We start from the raw sequence: 19,730 nt of genomic DNA on the forward strand, positions 1-19,730 counted from the left end.
GCTGAACCGGGCCTTATAAGCCGCCCGTCCAGTCAAAACGGCTTCTTCTTCGAAGCCCTGACGCGGTACCCGGCGGAGTAGCTCAGTAGGTTAGAGCAGAGGAATCATAATCCTTGTGTCGGGGGTTCGAATCCCTCCTCCGCTACCATTTTTCTACTCGCTTTCGTTGACCTTTTTGAGTGCTTTGCAGCCGTACGAGTACCTCGTGGCGAGGTTCAAGTTCAGCCGCGCTAGGCTCCGGACTGTAAGAGCAAAGTGAGCCCTCTGGTGCCGCCATGCGAATAAATTCATGCAGCGGCAAGGCGGTTATTGCCCCACCCCGAAGTAACACTTACCTTCGCGTGTGTGGAGGTGAAAATGCACATCTATGACTTCATTACAGAAGAAGAAATTGAGGATCTACCGGAGGAGAACGAGGCCGCATTTCTGGCCTTTGTCAAAATTGCGCGTGGGCGGTTGACGAAGGCAACTTCAAGTGTTGATACCAGCGACGAACAGGGATTGACGGAACTCTATGAGGCGCGGCACGGGTTTATGAACGTCGTCACGGCTGCCGCACGCAGGTACGGAATTGAGCCCTTTGCTTCCATGGATGTGCCTCGGGCGGGCAACTTTGGTAGTGACGAGCATCGCCAGTTCACTGCAGACTTAGACCACTATATGACACAGCTTCTGCTTAGCGACGGACTTGGAAAGAAGAGGGATTCGGTTGCCCTTTCTGGGGCCGCGAAGACACGAATCCGTACACATATCCATCACCTGCGTGAACAACTCGGCAAAGAGGAAATGCCCCTCGAAAAGCGCGAAGAGCTACTGAAGAGCCTAGCAAATTTTGAGGACGCTCTGGACAAAAGACGCTTAAGTCTTCTTGCGCTGACCAGGATAACCGTCGAAATCCTTGCTGCACCCGGTGCGCTGGCCGGCTCATATGATATCGCTACCAAACTCCTTACCAACGTCTTCCAGACGGTTGCGCAAGAGAAGGGTAATGAAAGCGAGCAACGGATAAGAGTTGATAGGCCCACTGCCATTCTTCCAGTTCGGCCCTCTGAGGCATTCCGGCAGCAGAAGAAATCGATGGAATCCGACGATGACATTCCATTCTAAACCAGCGGTCAATGGCGGCTAAGTCAGAATACAAAGAAAATCCTCTTGGATACGCAAGAGACTTTTCAGCTAGTCGTCTGACGGGCAGGCTGATGGAAGCCAGGCTGCCCGGAGGATCATTGCAGGGTAGGGTCCTTCACGCAGGTTCGGCTGGTTTGCCAGGCGAGAGAAGTGATTCCATCCTACAGAGGTTTCACAGAAACGTCGTTAGCGGACCCAGCATGAAAAGATCCATCAAGGCTGACCGGCCTCATCGTTGTTTTTCCTCATCATACGGCCTGAGCAGTGACGCTCCAGTTCTGCTTTCAACCCTAAGCGTTCTCACCCATGACTATGCCGATGATGCAGGTCCGGATAATGCGGGTGCTTATGCCGCATCGGCTCATGCCGGTGCCAGTGGGAATGCGGTTCGGTGACCGGGCTGTTGTGGCTGTGGGTGTGATGTTCGTCGTGGATATGGGCGTGTTCGTGCTCCAGCGTCTCGTGGCTGTGTTCGTGGTCGTGGCGCTCTGCGAGATGCAGCCAGAGGCCGAAGGCCATCAGCAGGCCGGCTGAGAGGAACTGCAGGGTGATGGCGTCGCGGAAAAGCGCGATCGAGAGCAAGGCGCCTATGAAGGGCGCGAGCGAGAAGTAGGCGCCGGTTCGCGCCGTGCCGAGATGGCGCAGGCCGAGCATGAAGAAGACGAGGCTGATGCCAACGCCTAAAAAGCCGACGAGGGCGGCGCCGGCGGTGAGGCCGACGGATGGCAGCGACGCGCCGAGCGACAGGGCAAGCACGAGGTTCGTCGCGCCTGCCGCGAGACCCTTGATCATGGCGATCTGGACGGGATCGGCGGAAGAAAGCTTGCGCGTCAGGTTGTTGTCGATGCCCCAGGCAAGACAGGCGCCTGCGATCAGCAGGCTGCCGCGATCGAGGCTCAGGCCCGCACCATTCCACGACAGCAGCACCGCACCGCACAAGATGGCCGCAGCGCCCAGAAGCAGGCGACGGTCGACGTTCTCGCGAAACACCAGCCAGGCGATGACCATCGTCGCCAATCCCTCCAGGTTCAGGAGCAGCGATCCGGAGGCGGCCGTGGTCTGGGATAGGCCGAACATCAGCAACAGCGGACCGAGCACGCCGCCGAACAGGATCACGGTGATCAGCCAGGGAATGTCGGCGCGCGCCAGCGGCGCCTCGACACCATCGAGCCCAACGAGAGCGCGCGCACGGTGGACGATCGCCAGACCAACCCCGGCGCCGAGATAAAGCATGCCGGCGAGCAGCCAGGGATCAATGGCGCCGAGCAGAAGCTTCGACAGCGGCGTCGAGGCGCCGAAGAGAACGGCGGAACCCAGGGCGAGGGGAATGCCGGGCCAGAGGTGGGAATGATCGCTCGACATCAAAGACTTTCCGGCAATGGGTTGCATCGGCCATGAGGCGGCCGGTTTTGTCCATCCAAGCAGCAAAGCTTTGCCAGGGGAAGGGTTTGTTCGTGCCGGCAATGGGAAGGGGAGGTTTCTCCACCAGCGCCATCGGCCGTTCAAGTTTCAGGGAGACCGGCCAGTCCTGCCTGACGCGGAGAATAGCGCCGGCCGGCTACGCAACGGTCAAGCCGGGATCATGGCGATCGCCGTACTTATGTTCGCCCGTCGCCTTGCCGCCAAGAGTGCGGCTATCAGGGGGATCTGGAGAAAAGCGCCAAACTGGTCATGCGGATCAACGGTGAGCAGATCGAGGTCGATCTCGCCGGTACGTCGGCCGCAGTCTCGAAGCTCTGGGGTTGCCTGAACCCGTCGTAGCCAATGGCTGTCTGCCCAGGTTGCTGCCGCCAAATCAGCCTCCTGCTGTCAGCGCGGACGCTGGCGGGCCGACCATCGCGTTGCAATCGGCGTTAGCGCAAAGCGCTGAACTGACGTTTCAATCGGCCGGCGCTGCGCAAACCAGGGTCAATCTCGCAGGCGCCGATGAGGCCATCACGGTGCTCAATGCCTGCGTGAAGTGAAACGCCGTCCTTGCCGGCCTCGGACATCAGGTTTTCTTGGGCGATAGCGGTGAGGAACTCGGGGCGAAGACCGTCGCCTCGTGCGGCTGCCAACGTGTGGAGGGTGAGCAGGGACATCATGGCTGGCTCGATCGTTTGATCGAGCATTCTTGCCCCTCAGCGTCGGGCAAGCCACCCGTTTCCTGCTCGGTGGAAATCGAGACGGCGCGCCTTAGCGATGGATGGACGAAGTGATCGTGCTGTAGTCCGGCAGGGTGATGTCTGCAATTTCGGCCGCCCGATATTGGGACAGGGCGACATGCATGAAGCCAATCACTGCGACCGAGAAGGCCAGAACGGTGATGGAAACGCCGAAACCGGTCTTGATCATGTCCGTATCCTCCAAGCCTTGCGTTTGTTGCTGAGAGACTGTCAAACCGTGGCATGGAGACTATCGTGTGGCGTCGAATGCGCTGTTCCCCGGGTAACACGCCGTATGGTTACCGAATTCTGAACAGGGCGTGCGGTGCTAGAAGACGGCCTCGCGTGTCGAGAGCGGTCAGTTTCGCTCGGTCATGACGGCATCTTTAGGTGCCAGTCCGCTTCGCCAGACCTCGAGCCGCCTTTAAGGAGTCCGCGTTACTTGCCGAGGCCGGCCGACGGCATCGGAGTCCATCTGGATCTTGATGCGCATTTCCATTCTGGCAGGCCTGGCGGCAGGCGCTTTCGGGAACGGGGCTGCCCGCCTGCTGCGGCGATGGCCTCGGCATCGGCCTTGCGGCTGCCGGAGGAGCGGTGAACCGTCGCCGACAGCAGATCGCCGTTCCGGTTGATGAAGAAGCGCACTTCGGTCGTCAGGGGGTTGCGTTTGCCCGCGGCGGCGTCGGGCGCGCGCTGGTCGAGCATGCGGTCGCGCTGCATCCGGTGCTGACGGTCGATGTCAACGAGCAGAATCTTTCCGGCGCCGGTTTTTATGCCCGCCTGGGGTTTGAAACGACCGGCCGCTCGCCTGTTGACGATGACGGCAGGCCCTATCCGTTGCTGCACTTGCGCCGGTCTTAATCCAGACGCTGGCCGCTGGCGGCGTTCACGGCGTTCACGGCGTCAGACGGCCCTGTGACGGGTCGATCTCGATGAAAAACAGCTCGCACGGTGCCGGCGCCTTTATCGTGGCGGCAAGCGGCCCAGAGAGCATCAAGGCGTCGCCGGCCGAAAGCACCATCGTCTGACCGTTGCCAATCAGCGTCGCCGCGCCGCGATGGCAAAAGAGCATGGCGGTGGCAGCCTCGCTCGTGAGCGAGCGTTCGCCCTCGATCGCCAGCCTGCGCACGCGATGCACGAGCTTGCCCCGGCGGGTCATGACATTGAGGTCGACGATCGTACCGTCGATCAGGGTGGCCGAAGTGGCGACGTCGGCGGGGAAGGCAAGGGGGGCATCCGCCTCAGTCAATCGGGCCGGGTTGCGTCCCTCGATCAGAAGCGTCATGCCGTTGCCTTCGAGGATCGACAACGTGCGGTCGATGCCGGGGAAGCTGGAGAAGGGGCCATCGCTGGCGACGGTCGCCATGCTCATCCGCCAGTCAAATTCCGAAAGCGACGCGCCATCGGGGAAGACTGATATCTCGATGGTTTCGCCGCCACCGTTTTTCCAGGGCATGCGCTTGTGGCCGGAGGCGGGCAGGAGTTTCATGGCGCGCTTTCCTGAATGATCCGCCGTATGCGATCGAAATCCTCGTTCATCGGCCGGTCGTCGGCATAGATGGGAACGGCGGCACGGATGCGCTGGTAGAGCGCGCCCGTGCGTTTCGCCTTCCCGGTTGCGCGCGGCTGCAGGTCGTAGGCCTGTGTGGCGGCGAGCAACTCGATCGCGAGAATGCGCTCAAGGTTGTCGACGATGGCGAGCGCCTTCCAGGCGGCGGGCGTGGCATGCGTCAGGATATCCTCCTGCAGCGCCGAGGTGATGCCGCCGTCGAGGCTGGCGGGGGCTGCCAGGCGGCGATTTTCCGCGGCAAGGGCGGCCGCCGTATACTGGGCGATCATGTAGCCGGAGGAGACACCGCTGTCGCCGGCGAGAAAGGCGGGTAGGCCGCTGACGAGCGGGTTGACCAGCCGGTCGATGCGACGCTCCGATATCGCCGCAACTTCGGCGACGGCCACCGCGAGACTGTCCATGGCAAGGCCGAGGGCCGCACCCACGGCATGGGCCTGCGAATGCACTTCCGGCGCCTCCGGCGTGCCGGAAACGGCGGGGTTGTCGGTGAGGCTTGCAAGCTCCCGGTTCACCACCTCGGCCACATGGTCGAAGGCGTCGCGGGCAGCGCCGTGCACATGCGGAACGGCACGCAGGCTGAGCGGATCCTGCGTGCGCGTGCCGGCGCTTGCCGCCAGCATCGGGCTATCCACTAGAAAGTCGCGCAGCGTGTTGCCGACCGCCTGTAGTCCGGACGAGTGGCGCAGCGCCAGCGGCCCGGCGGCAAAGGCATTGGCCTGGCTGCCGAGGTTTTCATAGGTGAGCGCCGATGCGGCATCCGCCCAGGCGAAGAGTTTTTGTGCGCGCGACAGCGCCAGCGCGGCAAGGCCGGTGGCGCAGGGCGTGCCGTTGACGAGGCTCAAGCCCTCCTTGGCCTGCAGCCGCAGGGGCTGAAGCCCAATCCTGCGCAAGGCTTCGGCACCGCTCAAGGTCTCCTTGCCATCGTTTACCTGGCCATGGCCGATCAGCGCGAGGCCGATGGAGGCGGCATGGCTGAGGTAGCCGACCGAGCCGCGCGAGGGGATATTGGGGATGAGGTCGGCATTGAGCAGCGCCGTGAGCGCATCGACCGTCTCGATGCGGACGCCGGAATAGCCATGGGCGAAATTGGCGATCTGGGCTGCCATCACCGCCCGCGCCTCTGCCCGCCCGAGCGGTTCGCCGACGCCACAGGCATGGCTGAGGATGATGTTGCGCGACAGCGCTTGCTGGTTTTCCCTGTCGATGATGACATCGCAAAGGGCACCAACGCCGGTGTTGATACCGTAGCCGCGAATGCCGCGATCGACCAGTGCCTCGACCACGGCCCGCGCCTTGACGATGCGCTCGCGGGCGCTAGTGGAAAGCGTCAGTCGGGCGCCGTTTGCGACTGCTGCGATGTCTGCCCAGTCTGCCGGTCCATCAAGGGTGATGGTTTCAGTCATGCGCTTCCGGCCTTCCCTGACGGCGCTGGACGAAACGGGCGACATAGTCGTTGGCGGGCTTGTCGAGAATGTCGTCGGGCGTTCCCACCTGCACCACCTGGCCGTCCTTCAGGATGGCGATTTCCGAGCCGATGCGCAAAGCCTCATCGAGATCGTGGGTGATGAAGACGATGGTCTTCGACAGGTTCTGCTGCAACTGCAGCAACTGGTCCTGCATGTCGGCGCGGATCAGCGGATCGAGTGCCGAGAAGGCCTCGTCCATCAGGATGACATCGGTATCGGCGGCAAGCGCCCGGGCAAGCCCGACGCGCTGCTTCATGCCGCCCGACAGCTGATGCGGGAACTTGGCGTCGTAGCCGGAAAGCCCGACGGTCTCGATCCATTTCATGCCGATGTCACGGGTGTCGGCCTTGGAGAGGCCGCGCACGCGCTGGCCGTAGACGACGTTCTGCAGCACCGTGCGATGCGGCATCAGCGCGAAGCTCTGGAACACCATGCTGACGCGGTGCATGCGGAAGGTGCGAAGCGCCTTGGCGTCGAGCTCGAGGATGTTGCTGCCGTCAAAGACCACCTGGCCGCTGGTCGGCTCGATCAGCCGGTTGATGTGGCGCACCAGCGTCGACTTGCCCGATCCGGACAGGCCCATGATGACGAAGATCTTGCCGGCGCCGATCGTCAGGCTGACGTCGTTGAGACCGACGCTGCAGCCGGAGCGGGCGAGGATCTCCGATTTGTCGAGGCCGTCCTTGGCCATGGCGAGCGCGGCTTTCGCGTCTTGCCCGAAGATCTTGTAGACGTTGCGGATCTCGATATCAGCCATTGCGGGGATCCTCCGTCCGGCTCTTGCCGAAACCTTGCGTGATGCGGTCGAGTACGATTGCCAGAATGACGATGCCGATGCCGGCTTCCAGGCCCTTGCCGACGTCGAGCGTCTGGATGCCGTTCAGCACCTGCTCGCCGAGGCCGCGCGCGCCGATCATCGAGGCGACGACCACCATCGACAGCGCCATCATGATTGTCTGGTTGAGGCCGGCCATGATCGTCGGGGTCGCGAGCGGCAGTTCGACGCCGAAGAGGATCTGGTTCGGGCTGCCGCCGAAAGCCGTTGCCGCTTCGACGACCTCGTGGTCGACCTGGCGGATGCCGAGGTCTGTGAGGCGGATCAGCGGCGGCACGGCATAGATGATGGTCGCGAGGATCGCCGGCACCTTGCCGAGACCGAAGAGCATCAGCGCCGGGATCAGATAGACGAAGCTCGGCATGGTCTGCATTACGTCGAGCACCGGCAGGGTGATGTTGCGCACCAGCCGGCTCTTGGCAACCAGAATGCCCATGGGCACGCCGATGGCCACCGACACCAGCGTCGCCATCAGCATCAGCGCCAGCGTCTGCATGGTCAGGTCCCAGAGACCGAGTACGCCGACGAAGAAGAGGAGCGCACCGACGGCGACCGTCAGCGTCCAGCGTTTGGAACTCTGCCAGGCAAGCGCCATGAAGGCGAGGATGACGACCCACCAGGGCAGGCCGCGCAGGATCCATTCGATGAAGAGCACGGCCTTCAGGATGACCGCGCTGATCGCCTTGAAGACCCAGCCATAGCTGCTGACCAGCGTCTGGATGAACTCGTTCACCGGCGCGCGGATGGAGAGATTGAGGGAATCCGGAAACATCGGATGTCGTTCCTTGCTCGGGCCATGGACGGGCGCAACGCGGCGGCCGATGGCGCTTGCCTCGGGGTGTCGAAGGGTGGGGCCGGCGCGGGTCCGATGGGACCGCCCCGTCTCAGACGGAGGCGAGGCGCATCAGACCCGCGTCGGCCGACCGAACGGACTTTACTTCAGGCTGGCTTCGATCTTGCCGCGGGCCTCGTCGGAGACCCATTTGCCCCAGACGTCGCCCTTGGTCTTCAGGAACTCGGCCGCCGCCGCCACCGCATCGACCTTGTTGTCGGTCATGTAGGCAAGGCTGCCATTGACAGCTTCCAGCGGGAAGGTCGCCTTTTCCAGGATGGCGATGATCTCGGGGGCTTCCTGCGCAAAGGTGCTGTTGACGCCGTAGGAGACGTCGACGGACGGGAACGCGCAGCCCTGGTCGCGCTTGCCGGTGGCGCTCGAAAGCTCCTTCCAGCAGGCTTCGTTGTAGGCCGGTTCTTCCAACTGCACGAGCTTGAACTTGCCCATGATCGCCGTCGGCGACCAGTAGTAGAACAGGATCGGCTCGCCCTGCAGATAGGCCGAGGTGATGGCGGAATCGAGCGCTGTGCCCGTGCCGGGGCGGAAGTTCACATAGGTCTCGCCGAGCTTGTAGGCGTCAAGCTTGGCAGTGCTGACGCCCTCGCAGGTCCAGCCCGACGGGCAATTGAGGAAGCGGCCCTTGGACGGCTCCTCCGGATCGGCGAAGATTTCGACGATCTTGGCATCGGAAAGCTGCGAGACGCTCTTCAGATCCGGCGCCTTGGCCTCGATGTTGCGGCTGGCATCGCCCTTGATGACGTATTCCGGCACGAACCAGCCTTCGCTGGCGCCGACGAAGGTCTTGCCAACGGCAACGACCTTCTTTTCCTCGACGGCCTTGTTCCAGATGTCGGAGCGGCCCAGCCACTCCTCGGCAAAGATCTGGACGTCGTTGTTGGCGGTTGCCTGTTCGAGCGTCACCGAGTTGCCGGGGATCGAATCCACCTGGCAGTCGTAGCCCTTGGAGAGGATGGTCTTCATCACTTCGGTGATGAAGGCGCCGCTTTCCCAGTCGATGCCGGCGAAGGTGACGGTCTTGCCGTCGCCGCAATAGGAGGCACTGGCGTTGCCGGCGGAAGCGGCGAGCACGAGGCCGGTGGCGGCGAGGGTGAGTTTCAGTTTGCTGATCGACATGCGCATTCCCCTTTTTTGATATTCGCTTCGATTTGCTATTTCTGCTACTTCAGTTTCATAAGCACCCGCGCGAAGGCGCGGTCGATGTCTTCCTCCCGGTCGTGGTGTCCGTTGCGGATCTTCCACTGTCCGGCGACCATGACGTCGCGGACGGTCTCGCCGCCGAGCGCAAACAGCCAGCGGTCGAGAATCTGATTGCCGCTTGCGGCGGCGATGTACGGGTTGGAGCCGTCGAGCACGACAAAATCGGCACGGGCGCCGACGGCGATGCCCGATGTCTGGTGGCCGACGGCCTGGGCGCCGCCCTTGAGCGCCGCCTCGAAAATCGTGTGGCCGACCGACGCGCCCGGGCCGGCGAGGCGGTTGCGGCGGCGGTCGCGCAGGCGCTGGCCGTATTCCAGCAGGCGAAGTTCTTCGGCGACGCTGGTTGCCACATGGCTGTCGGTGCCGATGCCGAGGCGTCCGCCTTCGGCCATGTAATCGACGGCCGGAAAGATGCCATCGCCGAGATTGGCTTCGGTTGCCGGGCAGAGGCCGGCGACCGCGCCGGACCGCGCCAGCCGCTGTCGTTCCTCGTCGGTCAGATGGGTGGCGTGGATCAGGCACCAGCGTTCATCGACGGGCATTTCGTCGAGCAGCCACTGAACCGGGCGGCGGCCGCTCCAGGCAAGACTATCCTCGACTTCCTTGGTCTGTTCGGCGACGTGAATATGGATCGGTCCGGCGACGGGCGCCCGTTCGAGGATCGTGCGCATCTCTTCCGGGGTCGCGGCGCGCAGCGAATGAATGGCATAGCCGAGCGTCTGGCCGTTGTCGCGGCAGATCGGCGACAGCCGTTCGAGCAGTGCGAGGAACTGATCGGGGTCATGCAGGAAGGGTCGCTGGCCGGCATTCGGGGCGACGCCGCCGAAATTGGCATGCGCGTAGAAAACCGGCAGATGCGTAAGCCCGATACCGGTCGATTGCGCGGCGGCAAGAATGCGCAGCGACATCTCGGCCGGGTCGGAATAGGGCGTGCCGTCTGCGGTGTGGTGCAGGTAGTGAAACTCGGCGACATGGCCGAAGCCGCCCTTCAGCATCTCCATATAGAGTTTGGCGGCGATCGCCTCGACGTCATCAGGGTTTACCAGCCCGACGGTGCGGTACATTTCTTCCCGCCAGGTCCAGAAGCTGTCGTTGCCGCTGCCGGCGACTTCGGCGAGGCCCGCCATGGCGCGCTGGAAGGCGTGGGAATGCAGGTTGGCAATCGCAGGGATCAGCGGCCCGGCAACACGTTCGTCGCCGTCGGCGACCGGCTGATCGGTCTCAATGGAAGCGATCCCGCCTGATGCGTCGAGCGCAATGGCGACATTCTGCGCCCAGCCTGTCGGCAGAAGCGCATGATCGGCGAAGAGCCGGTTGACGGGAAAAGTTGCCATGTTGCGATTTTCCTGTACGTAGTTGTATATGGAACTATAGATATTTTACGGTGGCGCGCAAGCGCGAAATGAACGAAAAGAATCATTGCCGGATGCGCATGATTTGTTCGCCATCCGGAAAGGACGGGGCAAATGCCGATAACGGCACTCAGGCGAAGGATCGACATGGCCGGATTCGAGGACGGACCGGTGCCACGCTACGAGGCGGTGAAGCAGTTCATCCGCACCCGCATCGACAGCGGGGAATGGCCGGCACATCACCGCATTCCTTCCGAAAACGAGATCGTCGCCGATCTCGGCGTCAGCCGCATGACTGCGAACCGGGCGCTGCGAGAGCTGGCGACCGAGGGTGCGATCACCCGCGTGCAGGGGGTCGGGTCGTTCGTCGCTGCACACAAGGGCAGCACGGCGCTTTTGGAAGTGCGCAACATCGCCGACGAGATCCGCGAGCGCGGCCATGCACACACCTCGCGCATGACGTTGATGCAGGAAGAGGTCGCACCTTCGGAAATTGGCTATGCGCTTGGGCTCGTGACCGGCGCGCGGGTTTTCCATTCGATCATGGTTCACTCGGAAAACGGGTTGCCGATCCAGATCGAGGATCGCTTCGTCAATCCGGCGATCTGCCCGAGATACATGGAGCAGGATTTTCGCGACATGACGCCGAACGCTTACCTTACGGCGGTCGCACCGATCACCCGCACCGAACAGATCGTCGAGGCGGTGTCGCCGCAGCCATGGGAATGCAAGCTGCTCGGCATCGATCGCAACGAGCCGTGCTTGATGATCCGGCGTCGCACCTGGTCCGACACTGCCAACGTGACGACGGCGCGCCTTCTCTACCCTGGGACGCGCTATCGCCTTGAAGGTGTGTCGCAATAGCCAAGAGACCCGTTCGGTCGATTCGGAAGTCGGCATGGTGCCGGATGTCATGGAGGCGACACTATGGTTGAAGACGCGCTGAAGCTTCGCACGCAATTGCCAAGGCCCGATGTGACGCCCGAGGACGCTGCGCGCATTCTTTCGGAGCATTTCGGCCTTTCCGGCGCCCTGACAGAACTGGGCAGCCAGCAGGATCGCAACTACCGGATCGACACCGGCGAGGCGCGTTTCGTCCTGAAGATCTGCCAGGCGGCCTATGATCCGCTGGAACTGCAAGCTCAGAACGCGGCTTTGCTGCATCTTGCCCGGCAAACCGGCTCGGTGCGGGCGCCGCAGGTGGTGCGCGCGCTCGATGGCAACGATATCACCGACGTAACGATGCGCGGCGGGGCCTATCGCGTTCGTCTGCTGACCTACCTCGATGGCGTGCCGTTGACACGGCGCAAGCATCTGACGGCGGAAACCGTGGCCGCGCTCGGCGACATCGCCGGTCGGCTGGCGGTGGCGCTCAGCGATTTCGACCATCCGGGTCTCGACCGCGAGCTGCAATGGGACCTGAGGCACGCCGCCCCGGTCGCGCTTCACCTGCTTGCCGCCATGAACGACGAGGGGCTGAAGAAGCGCATCGCCGAGGCCATGGTCGGGGCCATGCGCCGACTTCAGCCGCTGACCGCCGATCTGCGCCTCCAGGCCATCCACCATGACGTGACTGACGACAATGTGGTCGGGCAGCCGGATGCTGCCGGCCGGCCGATCCCGGATGGCGTCATCGATTTCGGCGATATCCTCAAGGGCTGGCTCGTCGCGGAATTGGCGGTGACCTGCGCCTCGCTGCTGCATCATGCCGATGGCGATCCTCTCTTCATTCTGCCGGCCGTCAGGGCCTTTCACGCTGTTTGTCCGCTTGAGGAAAGCGAACTGAAGGCGCTATGGCCGCTGATCGTTGCGCGCGCCGCCGTCCTGCTTGCCAGTTCCGAACAGCAGCTTACCATCGACCCTGAGAACGCCTATGTGCAGGGCAATGCCGCCCATGAGCGCGAGATCTTCGACGTTGCCGTCTCTGTGCCACCGGCCCTGATGCAATATGCGATCCTGCGTGCCGTCGATGCGGTGGTGGAGGCGACGATGCCGGTGGTTGGCGAGGGACTGCTTGTCGATATCGAGCCGGCCGGCGTGCGCCAGATCGATCTTTCCATCCTGAGCCCGCTGCTTCCCGAGGAGCGCTGGCAGCACGAGACCCTTCCTGCCTCGCTGTTGCAGACGGCGGCGCATGCGATCGGGATGGCGTCGACCCACTATGGCGAGTATCGGCTGACGGAGAGCGCACTTCGGGCATCGCGGGCGACGCCGACCTTCGCGCTGCATGTCGATCTCTGCCTGCCGACCGGCACCGTCGTCAGGGCGCCCTTTGCCGGTCGAATCGAATGGCGTGACGGGCGGATGATCCTGAACGGACCTGCGATCATTCTTCACCTCTCCGGTCTAGAGCCACCCGAGGACACGGAGGAGACGATTGCTGCCGGCACGCCGATCGGCACGGTGGTCGAGGCCGGCCACGGGCTTGGCCTGATGCGGGTGCAGCTCTGCCGCGAACCGGGGCTGACCCCGCCGCTGTTTGCTTCGGCACGCCAGGCCGACGCCTGGCGCATGCTCTGCCCGTCACCATCAGGCATTCTTGGCTTCGACTGCGATGCACAGACGCCGCATTCGACCGAGCTGCTCGATCGCCGCCATCGACATTTCGCCAGGCCGCAGAAAAACTACTATCGCGCGCCGCCGCAGATCGAGCGTGGCTGGAAGGAGCACCTGTTCGATGTCGAGGGCAGGGCCTATCTCGACATGGTCAACAACGTGACCATCCTCGGCCATGGACACCCACGGCTGGCCGCGGCAATCGGCCGGCAATGGTCGTTGCTCAATACCAATTCGCGCTTTCATTACGCCTCGGTTGCCGAGTTTTCCGAACGGCTTGCCGCGCTCGCGCCCGATGGTCTCGATACGGTCTTCCTGGTCAACAGCGGGTCGGAGGCGAACGATCTCGCCTTGCGGCTTGCCTGGGCCTTCTCCGGCCAGCGCAATGTCGTCAGCCTGCTCGAGGCCTATCACGGCTGGACGGTGGCGAGCGACGCGGTCTCGACCTCGATTGCCGACAATCCGCAGGCACTCGAAACCCGTCCCGACTGGGTGCATGCAGTGGTGGCGCCGAACACCTATCGCGGGCCGTTCCGCGGAGCCGACACGACCGACAACTACGTCCGGTCGGTGGCGACCAAGCTGCGCGAGCTGGAGGACGGGGCCGAAGGGGTTGCCGGCTTCATCTGCGAGCCGGTCTATGGCAATGCCGGCGGCATTCCCTTGCCGAAAGGCTATCTCGACGCCGTGTATGCCATGGTCCGGCAGCGTGGTGGTGTCTGCATCGCCGACGAGGTCCAGGTCGGCTACGGCAGGCTCGGGGACTATTTCTGGGGTTTTGCGGAGCAGGGCGTCGTGCCCGACGTCATCACCATCGCCAAGGGCATGGGCAACGGCCATCCGCTCGGGGCCGTCATCACCCGGCGCGAGATTGCCGACGCCCTGGAGAAGGAGGGCTATTTCTTCTCGTCGGCCGGCGGCAGTCCGGTGAGTTCGGTCGTCGGCCAGACGGTTCTCGATCTGCTCGAAGAAGAAAAACTGCAGGACAACGCGCGCGTTGTCGGCGGCTACCTCAAGACGAGGCTCGAAGCGCTGGAGCAGCGGTTTGCGCTCGTCGGCGCCGTGCACGGCATGGGGCTTTACCTCGGCGTCGAGTTCGTCCGTGATCGCGAGACGCTGGAGCCGGCAACGCAGGAGACCGCCGCCATCTGCGACCGCCTGCTTGAGCTCGGCGTCATCATGCAGCCGACCGGCGACCACCTGAACGTCCTGAAGATCAAGCCGCCGCTCTGCCTCAGCCGCGAGAGCGCCGACTTCTTCGCCGACATGCTGACGTGCGTGCTGGAAGAGGGCTGGTAGGGAATGGTCCTGCCGGCGGGCAGCTCTTACCAGCCGGCAAAGTCGGCAAGCACCGCGTCGGAAACCCGGCCGGCTGCAACATCGCCGAAAGCACGGTCGAGAATGTCGAGCGCCTGGTCGATGTCCGCGTCCGATACGGTCAGCGGCGGCGTCATTTCCAGAACGTTGGAGTTCATGCCGACGTAATAGACGACGAGACCGAGCTCATAGGCGCGGTAGATCAGCTTGGCTGTTTCTCTTGCCGCCGGTGAGCGGCTGTCGCGGTCGGCAACCAACTCCACGCCCGTAGCCAGGCCACGTCCGCGCACATCGCCGATCAGGGCGTGGCGCCCGGAAAGTTGGCGCAGTCCCCCGCGCAGACGCTCGCCCTTTCGCTGGGCCGCTTCGGCCAGTCCCTCTCGCTCGATGGTTTCAAGGACGGCTAGGCCGGCAGCCGTCGAGACCGGGTTGCCATGCAGGGTCTGCATCGCAAAGGCGGTGGCGCAGTCCATGATCTCGGCCGGGCCGACGGCCGCGGAAAGCGGCAGGCCGCCGCCGAGGCCTTTACCGATCGTCAGGATATCGGGAACGAAATCCTCATGCTCGAAGCAATGCATCTTGCCGCTGCGGCCGAGCCCGACCTTGACCTCGTCGCAGACGACGAGAATGCCGTGTTGCCGGCAGAGGTCGGCGAATTTTTGGAAGAAACCCTTCGGCGGCATGATCAGCCCGCCATCCGACTGGATCGGCTCGATGAAGGCGCAGCCGATCTGCTCCGGCGGTGCCGTCGTCGCGAATTGCTGTTTCAGGAGATCGAGGGTTGCCTCGCCCGTGAGGTCGCCTTCATAGGGTCGATAGGGATCGGGGTAGGGCAGCAGGATCAGGCCTTCCGCCTTGGCCGCGCCCGCCTGGACGCTATGGCCGGAAAAGGCCATCGAGCCGGTGGTGCAGCCGTGATAGGCGCCGACGAAGGAAATGACGCCGGTGCGGCCGGTGGCCTTGGCGATTGCCCTGAAGACGGCCTCGTTGGCATCCGAGCCGGAATGGCCGAACCACACCTTGTTTCGCCCGTTGCCGGGGAAAAGGCTGAGCAGCTTTTCCGCAAGCGCGGTTGCCGGTGCGTTGGCGGCGGACAGAACGCTTGCGCCCGCCGGGTTGGCGACGGCCCGCGATACCGCCTCCACCAGTGCCGGGTGGCCATAGCCAAGGCTCGCAGCGCCCCAGGCGCCGGAAAGGTCGATCAGTTCCCGGCCATTCTCCACGACGAGGCGTGCGCCACGGCCGCCCGTGATGGCGAGCGGAAAGAAGCGCAGCTTCTGCAGGCCGGCAATTGCGTGTCCGTCCCTGGCGTAGAGGTTTTCGCTCACGGGCTGCACTCCCCAAGGCTAGTCTGGAGACAACGGGTCAGCCGCTTGCCCCAGGCTGCAGCACCGGCATCGGTGTCGATCAGGTCATGCCGGACCTCGATCAGCACGCCCGGCAGCTGGCGTGCATCGGCATGCACCGGCACGGTGTAATCCTCGTCCGGGTGAATGTTGTAGGGCTCGTTGTCGCCGATCGTCAGCTGGTCTTTGCTGTTCAGGCCCCGGATCAGCGACTGTGCGAAAGCCTCGGCATCGCGATAGAGAATGCCCGCCTGCCATGGCCGCGGCTTGCCGAAGTAGACGGGGGTGAAGCTGTGCACGCCGACGACGAACGGCCGCTCGCCTTTCGCTTCCAGCAGGTCAAGGCGCCGGGCAACAGCATCGGCAAAGGGCTTGAACAACGTGTCCACCCGCTGCTTCCGCTCCGCTTCGGTGAGATCCCGGTTTGCCGGGATCTCCGTCGTCTCGCTGACTTCAGGGATGAAGGACGGTGCCGAAAGCGGGCGATTGCAGTCGATCACCAGCCTTGAATAGTTGGTGAAGAACAGCGGTGCGTCGAGGCTGAGGCTCAAATGCTGGGCGAGCGCCAGTGCGCCGATGTCCCAGGCGATATGGCGCCGGCGCTCGTGTTCGGGCAGGCCCATGTCGCCGAGTGCGCGCGGCATGCGGTTGGACGCATGCTCGCATAAGAGCAGGAACGGCGACGTGCCGTCCGGGTTGAACACCGCATAGGGCGGCGGCTCGTCGATCGCCAGCAGCGGCTGGCGCGGGTCGTGCCGTCCGCGACGGTCGTGGCTCTTGATGGCCGTTGTCGAAGTCATGGGAGCCTATCCGTGTCAGTAGACGGCCGCGTAGCGGGCGCAGAGTTCGTCGGGCGACAGGCCGTCGACGATCTCAATTTCCTTGCGCTTCATCGCGACGTAGCAATCGAGGAAGTCCTTGGCGAACCAGCCGGTGACCACCTTGTCTTCGGCAAGCGTTTCCAGCGCTTCCGGCAGGCTGGAAGGCAGACGACGGATGCCGAGCTTCTGCTGGTCCTCGTCGGAAAAATCCGAAGGATCCGAGTTGATCAGCGGCGGCTGCTCAAGGCCGGCGCGGATGCCTTCGAGGCCGGCCTTCAGCAGGACGGCCAGCGACAGATGCGGGCTGGCGCAGGCGTCAGCGGCGCGGTACTCCATATTGAACTGCTTGGCCGGGTTGCTGCCGGGCAGGTCGAGCGTCGGGCAGATTCGGAGCGTCGCCTCGCGGTTCTTCTCGCCGAGGCAGGTATAGGCAGCGCTCCAGTGGTGCGGAACGAGCCGCATGTAGGACAGCACCGACGGGGCGGTGAAGGCGGTGAGTGCCGGCAGGTGGCGGACGACGCCAGCAGCGAAGGAGCCGGCAACCTTCGACAGGCGGCCCGGACGCGAGGCGTCGAAGGTGACGGGTTTGCCGTCGAGATCGGTGAAGCTGACATGCAGATGCACGCCGTTGCCGACCCCGTTGGCGCTCGTCTTCGGCGCAAAGCTGGCGTTCCAGCCGAACAGCGCCGCCACTTCCTTGGTGATGGCACGGATCGTCGCGCCGCGGTCGGCAGCCGTCAGCGCATCTGCAGGGCGGCAGGTAATCTCGAACTGGTCCTTGCCGTATTCCGGCAGGAACATTTCTGGCTCTGCGCCCGCCTCCTGCAGCGCCGTCATCAGCAGCGGGCCGAAGGGGTCGGCACGGCGCTCGGCACGCAGGCCGAAGGACGGCGCGTCTGGCCAGTCGACGCCGAGAAGCTGGAATTCCTGCTCGACAGCGGAGATGACTTTCAGGCCAGCCTCACGCTCGAACTCTTCGAGCGTGCGCTTGAGGAGACTGCGCACGCAGCATTCCCACGGGTCGCCTTTGAGGTCGGTGATGTCGGAATGGTAGAAATGCAGCGGCGTGACGTCGGGCAGGCAGGTGACGCGCGCCTTGCTCGCCGGATCGGCCATCAGCCGGAGGTCGCCGGCCGAGCCCCAGGGGTTGTTCTCGGCGATCTGGTCGAACGGCGTCAGCGCCAGGTTGGCCGGCACCCAGCCCACACCCTTGCGCAGATAGTCGTCGATCTGCGAAGCGGCGAAGCTGCGGCCGCGGGTGATGCCGGCGATGTCGGTGGTGACGAAGGTTGCGAGCTCCGTCAGTGCGGAGTGAGCCTTGCCGTTGTTGGTCTCGGTCATGAATTCCCCTCTTGTCTCAAGATCCTTGGCGGCGGCTCAGGCTTGGCGCAGGCCCTGAAGGCGGTTGACGACGGTGTCGGTGTCAGTGGTCCAGCAGTAGCCGGAATAGGCACGAAGGGCGCCTTCGTGGCGCTCGGGGCTGTAGGTCGCGCAGGCGTCGTTGACGACGGTGACGAGGTAGCCGCGATCGGCGGCATCGCGCACCGCCATGTCGACGCACTGGTCGGTGATGACGCCGGCGATGATCAGGTAGCGGGTGTTGAGGTTGCGCAGGATGTAATCGATGTTGGTCGAGTTGAAGACGCCGGACGAGGTCTTCGGCAGCACGATCTCGTTGTCTACAGGCGAAAGCTCGGGAATGACCTGGCCCTCGGGCGAGCCCTTCGGCACATGCATGTCGGAAAGCTTGTGGTCGAGCGACCGATCGCGACCGTCAAGCGTCAGGCTCTCGATGATGGTGTGCAACACCTCGCAGCCGGCGTTGCGGGCAGCCTCCAGGATGCGGACCTGGTTGGGGATCACCGTCTGGCGCAGCCGCTTGTGATAGTAGCTGTCGGCGTCCTGCGGGTGGGTCGGATCGAGATTGGGCTCGCACCAGATGCGCTGCATGTCGACGAACAGCAGGGAGGTGCGGCCGCGTTCGTAATCGCTGTCGCGTCTCAGCATGTCGTCCCCGACCTTGACTGTAACGGCACTCATTCGGATTCTCCTCGGTTGTGGTTCTGCCTTTCGGCAAGCGTGTCAGCGGCCGTCGTCGACGTTCGAGTTGAGGGCGTCTTCGGTGATGGCGTAGCCGCGGCGCAGCTCCTCCATCCGCTCGATGCGGGCGCGGGATTGGGTGGCGAGACGAGCGGTGAGCGCTGCGATCAGCGCCTCCGTCTGGGCGACTGCTGGCACCATCGTGTCATAGGGCGAGACCGTGTCGACCGGCGCCGTCAGCGTCACCGTGGCAAAATCCGCGATCGGCGAAAGCCACCGGTCGGTGAACAGCACGATGCGGGCGCCCTGTGCGGCCGCCTGCCTGGCGAAGCGAATGGTGTCGTTCTGGTAGCGGCGGTAATCGTAGACGAAGAGCACGTCGCGTTTGCCGAGGTCGACGAGGTGGTCGACCTGGTCGGCCTGGCTGCCGTTGATCCAGCGGGTGTCGCCCCTGAGCTGCTTCATGTGCGACCAGAGCAGGCCGGCGAGAAAGCCGCTGAAACGGCCGCCGAGGCAATGCGCTCGTGCGCTCGTGTCTGCGGCTGCGTCGACGGCCGCCTCGAAATCCTCCGACGGCAGCATCTGCATCGAGGCTTCGAGCGCGTGGATGCTGGCGCGCAGGAAGTACTGATAGAAGTTCTCCTGCTCCAGCGACGGCCGCCGTTCGTCGAGCATCGACAACGGCGAACTCATGCGCTCCTGCACTTCGCCGAGCAGCGCCTTCTGAAACTCCGGATAGCCCTCGAAGCCGAGCTTGTTGGCAAAGCGCACGACGGTCGGATTGCTGACCCCTGCCGACGAGGCCAGATAGGCGACGGTATTCAGTCCCGCTGCCGGATAGTTCGACAGCAGCTGCCGCACGATCTTCAGTTCCGATCGCGTGAAGGTAATAGCCCCGTCTGTCAGTCGATCCCGGATTGCCACGATTTCCGCCTCCCAAAAATGATGGCTTGAACCCCAGTTTCTAATTTTTGTTACATAATTGCTAGCAGATAATGTTTTTTGAAACAAGATTGACATTTGATCGAGATGGGATAACTTTCATTTCGGGAACTGGCCCGAGCCAAAAACAACGGCGGGCCGACAATTCGGGGGAATGCAG

General features: G+C 63.7%; 18 protein-coding genes, 1 tRNA gene and 1 pseudogene. 5 read left to right on the forward strand and 15 right to left on the reverse strand.

Going from position 1 to position 19,730, the window contains the following annotated elements; all coding sequences use genetic code 11:
• The first annotated feature begins 71 nt into the window (after positions 1-71).
• Together ABIE33_RS10480 and ABIE33_RS10485 are read left to right on the forward strand one after the other, a co-directional pair.
• A tRNA-Met gene (locus ABIE33_RS10480) sits at positions 72-148 on the forward strand.
• Positions 149-357: 209 nt separating this feature from the next.
• On the forward strand, positions 358-1,107 hold the full coding sequence (locus ABIE33_RS10485) for a hypothetical protein (protein ID WP_429124534.1): 750 nt from the start codon (positions 358-360) through the stop codon (positions 1,105-1,107).
• 321 nt (positions 1,108-1,428) lie between these two features.
• Here the strand turns inward: ABIE33_RS10485 and ABIE33_RS10490 are convergent, their stop codons facing one another.
• From ABIE33_RS10490 to ABIE33_RS10505, 4 genes are all read right to left on the reverse strand, one after another.
• The gene (locus ABIE33_RS10490; protein WP_429124536.1) at positions 1,429-2,490 is read right to left on the reverse strand and encodes an EamA family transporter; all 1,062 of its coding nucleotides are present in this window, start codon (positions 2,488-2,490) and stop codon (positions 1,429-1,431) included.
• A 207-nt stretch (positions 2,491-2,697) separates the two neighbouring features.
• Complete coding sequence (locus ABIE33_RS10495) at positions 2,698-2,922, reverse strand: hypothetical protein (RefSeq protein ID WP_429124537.1); 225 nt, start codon at positions 2,920-2,922, stop codon at positions 2,698-2,700.
• Between the two features lie 59 nt (positions 2,923-2,981).
• Positions 2,982-3,239, reverse strand: a complete 258-nt coding sequence (locus ABIE33_RS10500) for a hypothetical protein (protein WP_429124539.1) — start codon at positions 3,237-3,239, stop codon at positions 2,982-2,984.
• Between the two features lie 64 nt (positions 3,240-3,303).
• A complete protein-coding gene (locus ABIE33_RS10505; protein WP_429124540.1) occupies positions 3,304-3,462 on the reverse strand; it encodes a hypothetical protein in 159 nt (52 codons plus the stop codon).
• Between the two features lie 488 nt (positions 3,463-3,950).
• Here ABIE33_RS10505 and ABIE33_RS10510 point away from each other — a divergent pair.
• Positions 3,951-4,133: pseudogene (locus ABIE33_RS10510) on the forward strand (acetyltransferase); the annotation flags it as partial.
• 34 nt (positions 4,134-4,167) lie between these two features.
• Here ABIE33_RS10510 and ABIE33_RS10515 read toward each other — a convergent pair.
• The 6 genes from ABIE33_RS10515 to hutF form a co-directional block, all read right to left on the reverse strand.
• Complete coding sequence (locus tag ABIE33_RS10515; RefSeq protein WP_429124542.1) at positions 4,168-4,761, reverse strand: HutD/Ves family protein; 594 nt, start codon at positions 4,759-4,761, stop codon at positions 4,168-4,170.
• Positions 4,758-6,245: an HAL/PAL/TAL family ammonia-lyase gene (locus tag ABIE33_RS10520; protein ID WP_429124544.1), complete on the reverse strand. Its 1,488-nt coding sequence runs from the start codon at positions 6,243-6,245 to the stop codon at positions 4,758-4,760. The genes ABIE33_RS10515 and ABIE33_RS10520 overlap by 4 nt, the downstream gene beginning before the upstream one ends.
• The gene (locus ABIE33_RS10525; RefSeq protein WP_429124546.1) at positions 6,238-7,065 is read right to left on the reverse strand and encodes a quaternary amine ABC transporter ATP-binding protein; all 828 of its coding nucleotides are present in this window, start codon (positions 7,063-7,065) and stop codon (positions 6,238-6,240) included. Before ABIE33_RS10525 ends, ABIE33_RS10520 begins: the two co-directional genes overlap by 8 nt.
• Positions 7,058-7,915, reverse strand: coding sequence for an ABC transporter permease (locus ABIE33_RS10530; RefSeq protein ID WP_053249722.1), 858 nt, complete (start codon positions 7,913-7,915; stop codon positions 7,058-7,060). Before ABIE33_RS10530 ends, ABIE33_RS10525 begins: the two co-directional genes overlap by 8 nt.
• Positions 7,916-8,077: 162 nt before the next feature.
• Positions 8,078-9,112, reverse strand: coding sequence for an ABC transporter substrate-binding protein (locus ABIE33_RS10535; RefSeq protein WP_429124549.1), 1,035 nt, complete (start codon positions 9,110-9,112; stop codon positions 8,078-8,080).
• Between the two features lie 44 nt (positions 9,113-9,156).
• Positions 9,157-10,530 (reverse strand): formimidoylglutamate deiminase, encoded by a 1,374-nt coding sequence (hutF, locus tag ABIE33_RS10540; protein WP_429124551.1) that lies wholly within the window; start codon positions 10,528-10,530, stop codon positions 9,157-9,159.
• Positions 10,531-10,662: 132 nt separating this feature from the next.
• On the opposite strand from hutF, the gene hutC reads away from it, so the two are divergent.
• Both hutC and ABIE33_RS10550 read left to right on the forward strand, forming a co-directional pair.
• Positions 10,663-11,412, forward strand: a complete 750-nt coding sequence (gene hutC / locus ABIE33_RS10545) for a histidine utilization repressor (protein ID WP_429124553.1) — start codon at positions 10,663-10,665, stop codon at positions 11,410-11,412.
• 63 nt (positions 11,413-11,475) lie between these two features.
• The gene (locus ABIE33_RS10550; protein WP_429124555.1) at positions 11,476-14,403 is read left to right on the forward strand and encodes an aminotransferase; all 2,928 of its coding nucleotides are present in this window, start codon (positions 11,476-11,478) and stop codon (positions 14,401-14,403) included.
• A gap of 26 nt (positions 14,404-14,429) precedes the next feature.
• Here the strand turns inward: ABIE33_RS10550 and ABIE33_RS10555 are convergent, their stop codons facing one another.
• Genes ABIE33_RS10555 through ABIE33_RS10575 form a run of 5 tightly spaced genes read right to left on the reverse strand, consistent with a single transcriptional unit; the run spans position 14,430 to position 19,552 of the window.
• Positions 14,430-15,749 (reverse strand): aspartate aminotransferase family protein, encoded by a 1,320-nt coding sequence (locus ABIE33_RS10555; RefSeq protein ID WP_429124556.1) that lies wholly within the window; start codon positions 15,747-15,749, stop codon positions 14,430-14,432.
• Positions 15,746-16,567, reverse strand: a complete 822-nt coding sequence (locus ABIE33_RS10560) for an N-formylglutamate amidohydrolase (protein WP_429124558.1) — start codon at positions 16,565-16,567, stop codon at positions 15,746-15,748. The genes ABIE33_RS10555 and ABIE33_RS10560 overlap by 4 nt, the downstream gene beginning before the upstream one ends.
• A gap of 15 nt (positions 16,568-16,582) precedes the next feature.
• Complete coding sequence (locus ABIE33_RS10565; RefSeq protein ID WP_429124560.1) at positions 16,583-17,929, reverse strand: glutamine synthetase family protein; 1,347 nt, start codon at positions 17,927-17,929, stop codon at positions 16,583-16,585.
• A 36-nt stretch (positions 17,930-17,965) separates the two neighbouring features.
• Positions 17,966-18,628 carry an isochorismatase family cysteine hydrolase gene (locus ABIE33_RS10570; protein ID WP_429124562.1) on the reverse strand — a complete coding sequence of 221 codons (663 nt, stop codon included), beginning with the start codon at positions 18,626-18,628 and terminating at the stop codon, positions 17,966-17,968.
• 42 nt (positions 18,629-18,670) lie between these two features.
• Positions 18,671-19,552: a MurR/RpiR family transcriptional regulator gene (locus tag ABIE33_RS10575; RefSeq protein ID WP_429124564.1), complete on the reverse strand. Its 882-nt coding sequence runs from the start codon at positions 19,550-19,552 to the stop codon at positions 18,671-18,673.
• Positions 19,553-19,730 lie beyond the last annotated feature (178 nt).

The sequence above is a fragment of the Ensifer sp. 4252 genome (assembly GCF_050434565.1).
Classification (GTDB): Bacteria; Pseudomonadota; Alphaproteobacteria; order Rhizobiales; family Rhizobiaceae; genus Ensifer.

What these genes read in the sequence shown, in the direction of transcription:
- hutC (WP_429124553.1), top strand. Translation starts at nt 10,663, where the DNA reads ATGCCGATAACGGCACTCAGGCGAAGGATCGACATGGCCGGATTCGAG.
- ABIE33_RS10530 (WP_053249722.1), bottom strand. Translation starts at nt 7,915, where the DNA reads ATGTTTCCGGATTCCCTCAATCTCTCCATCCGCGCGCCGGTGAACGAG.
- ABIE33_RS10485 (WP_429124534.1), top strand. Translation starts at nt 358, where the DNA reads ATGCACATCTATGACTTCATTACAGAAGAAGAAATTGAGGATCTACCG.
- ABIE33_RS10505 (WP_429124540.1), bottom strand. Translation starts at nt 3,462, where the DNA reads ATGATCAAGACCGGTTTCGGCGTTTCCATCACCGTTCTGGCCTTCTCG.
- hutF (WP_429124551.1), bottom strand. Translation starts at nt 10,530, where the DNA reads ATGGCAACTTTTCCCGTCAACCGGCTCTTCGCCGATCATGCGCTTCTG.
- ABIE33_RS10525 (WP_429124546.1), bottom strand. Translation starts at nt 7,065, where the DNA reads ATGGCTGATATCGAGATCCGCAACGTCTACAAGATCTTCGGGCAAGAC.
- ABIE33_RS10520 (WP_429124544.1), bottom strand. Translation starts at nt 6,245, where the DNA reads ATGACTGAAACCATCACCCTTGATGGACCGGCAGACTGGGCAGACATC.
- ABIE33_RS10550 (WP_429124555.1), top strand. Translation starts at nt 11,476, where the DNA reads ATGGTTGAAGACGCGCTGAAGCTTCGCACGCAATTGCCAAGGCCCGAT.
- ABIE33_RS10500 (WP_429124539.1), bottom strand. Translation starts at nt 3,239, where the DNA reads ATGCTCGATCAAACGATCGAGCCAGCCATGATGTCCCTGCTCACCCTC.
- ABIE33_RS10565 (WP_429124560.1), bottom strand. Translation starts at nt 17,929, where the DNA reads ATGACCGAGACCAACAACGGCAAGGCTCACTCCGCACTGACGGAGCTC.
- ABIE33_RS10535 (WP_429124549.1), bottom strand. Translation starts at nt 9,112, where the DNA reads ATGTCGATCAGCAAACTGAAACTCACCCTCGCCGCCACCGGCCTCGTG.
- ABIE33_RS10490 (WP_429124536.1), bottom strand. Translation starts at nt 2,490, where the DNA reads ATGTCGAGCGATCATTCCCACCTCTGGCCCGGCATTCCCCTCGCCCTG.
- ABIE33_RS10515 (WP_429124542.1), bottom strand. Translation starts at nt 4,761, where the DNA reads ATGAAACTCCTGCCCGCCTCCGGCCACAAGCGCATGCCCTGGAAAAAC.
- ABIE33_RS10570 (WP_429124562.1), bottom strand. Translation starts at nt 18,628, where the DNA reads ATGAGTGCCGTTACAGTCAAGGTCGGGGACGACATGCTGAGACGCGAC.
- ABIE33_RS10560 (WP_429124558.1), bottom strand. Translation starts at nt 16,567, where the DNA reads ATGACTTCGACAACGGCCATCAAGAGCCACGACCGTCGCGGACGGCAC.